The organism is Stieleria sp. (assembly GCF_041595215.1).
In the GTDB taxonomy this organism is placed as follows: Bacteria; Planctomycetota; Planctomycetia; order Pirellulales; family Pirellulaceae; genus Stieleria; species Stieleria magnilauensis.
This window is the reverse complement of sequence record NZ_JBFHKV010001368.1, coordinates 1-1,891: the sequence shown is the minus strand read 5'-3', so window position 1 is coordinate 1,891 and position 1,891 is coordinate 1. Positions and strand designations below refer to the sequence as shown.

2 protein-coding genes are annotated in these 1,891 nt (G+C 58.8%); one reads left to right on the top strand and one right to left on the bottom strand.

Going from position 1 to position 1,891, the window contains the following annotated elements:
* Nucleotides 1-1,465: sulfatase (locus tag ABX749_RS31360; RefSeq protein ID WP_372899496.1), on the bottom strand; the 1,465-nt coding region annotated here is incomplete at its 3' end.
* A gap of 84 nt (nucleotides 1,466-1,549) precedes the next feature.
* On the opposite strand from ABX749_RS31360, the gene ABX749_RS31355 reads away from it, so the two are divergent.
* Nucleotides 1,550-1,891 (top strand): DEAD/DEAH box helicase (locus ABX749_RS31355; RefSeq protein ID WP_372899495.1); only part of this gene is annotated, 342 nt, incomplete at its 3' end.

Here is a 1,891-nt window from a genome sequence, read left to right as displayed (position 1 = left end):
GTTCCAGCTTTCCGGCCGGCCGGATCTCGGTCCCTTTGGTTTGGGTCAACTTGTCGCCCATCTCGTTGCGATAGTTGGCCGCTGCGGCTTCCAGTTCGGCGACGACGTCGGGGAACTCGGCCGACACATCGGTCGTTTCGCCGATGTCGTTGTCCAAATCGTACAACGCCCGCTTGGCCATTTTATTTTGATAGGCGATCGGTAGTCCGCCGGTGCCACCGGGGTGTCCGTTGAGAGTGCGGTACTTGTGTGGAAACACCAACTTGAAGCGTTCATTTCGCACCGCTTCCAATTCGCCCTTGTAAAAACATGCGAACGATTCGTGGGGTGTTTTGGCATCGTTGTGGCCGAACATCAGGGGGCGGATGTCGTGGCCGTCGATTTTGTGATCGGGCAATTCGGCGTCGGCCAGTGCGGCGATCGTGGGCAGCAAATCAATCGTGCTGGCGAAGGTGTCGCAAGTGGTTCCCGCCGGGATCTTTCCCTTCCACCACATCAACGTCGGCTCGCGATAGCCGCCTTCAAACATCGTGCCCTTGCCCTCGCGCAGCGGCGTCGCTTTTCCGGCGTGTGTCCCGTATGAAAGCCAGGGGCCGTTGTCGCTGGTGAACACGACCAGGGTGTTGCGTTCGACACCGATGTCTTCGATCGCGTTCAAGATCTGGCCCACCGACCAATCCACTTCCATGACCACGTCGCCGAACAAACCGCGACCACTCTTTCCGCGGAAGTCGTCGGAGACAAACAACGGGACGTGCACCATCGGGTGTGGCAGATAGAGGAAAAACGGTTTTTCGGAATCGCGCCGGATAAATTCGACGGCCCGCTCGGTGAACTGCTTCGTCATCTGCTCTTGGTCGGCCGGTTGGATGCTGTCGATGACGATTTGGGTGTCCTTGATCATCGGCAATTCGGCCCAATTGCTCGGTGCGTCGGGATCGATGCGTCGTTTGGCGACGGTGGCCGGGTGCAATGGCCACATGTCATTGCTATACGGAATCCCGTAATACTCGTCGAAGCCGTGGTTGGTGGGCAGAAACTTGGGGTGGTGTCCCAGATGCCACTTTCCATAAATCGCGGTGCGATACCCTTTGCTGCGGCACAATTCCGCGATCGTGGTTTCGTTGGAGTTGAGCCCGATATTTGACTTCGGACCCAGTGCCCCGGAAATACCGATGCGTTTGTGGTAGCACCCCGTCATCAGGGCCGAGCGGGAGGCGCTGCAAACGGCCGATGAGACGCAGAAATCGGTGAACTTGCGACCTTCGGCAGCCATGCGGTCCAGATTCGGCGTCGGATAGCCCGTGTCGCCGAACGGGCCGATGTCGGCATAGCCCATGTCGTCGATGAAGATGATCACGACGTTGGGCGGTGTCTCTTGGCCGGAGGTTTCTACGTGCCAGCAACAGGCCAGCACCATCACGGCCAGCGAGCAGAAAAATGAACGTAGCGGGATTGATTTCATGGCGGGGTTGGTAAACCTTAGCGTCGGACGGGAAGCATGCTGCGTTGATGATTGAGCCGAAGGCATAGTATACAAGGAACGACCATGACATTGGCTGAATCGGAGTTGGCCGGAGAAGCACGTCAGATTTTGCGAGACCGATTCGGACTGGAGGAGTTCCGCAGCGGTCAGGCGGCGGTGATCGAGCGTTTGTTGGCGGGAAAGAATGTCGCGGCGGTGTTTCCGACCGGGGGCGGCAAGAGTCTGTGTTACCAATTGCCCAGCCAGATGCTCAGCGGCACGACCGTCGTCGTTTCGCCGCTGATCGCGTTGATGAAGGACCAGTGTGACGCCTTGGCCGCACGTGGGATCCGCGCCGCCCGTCTGGACAGTTCCTTGACCGAGCAAGAATTTCGTGACGCGATGCGGGGCATCCGCGACGGTTCG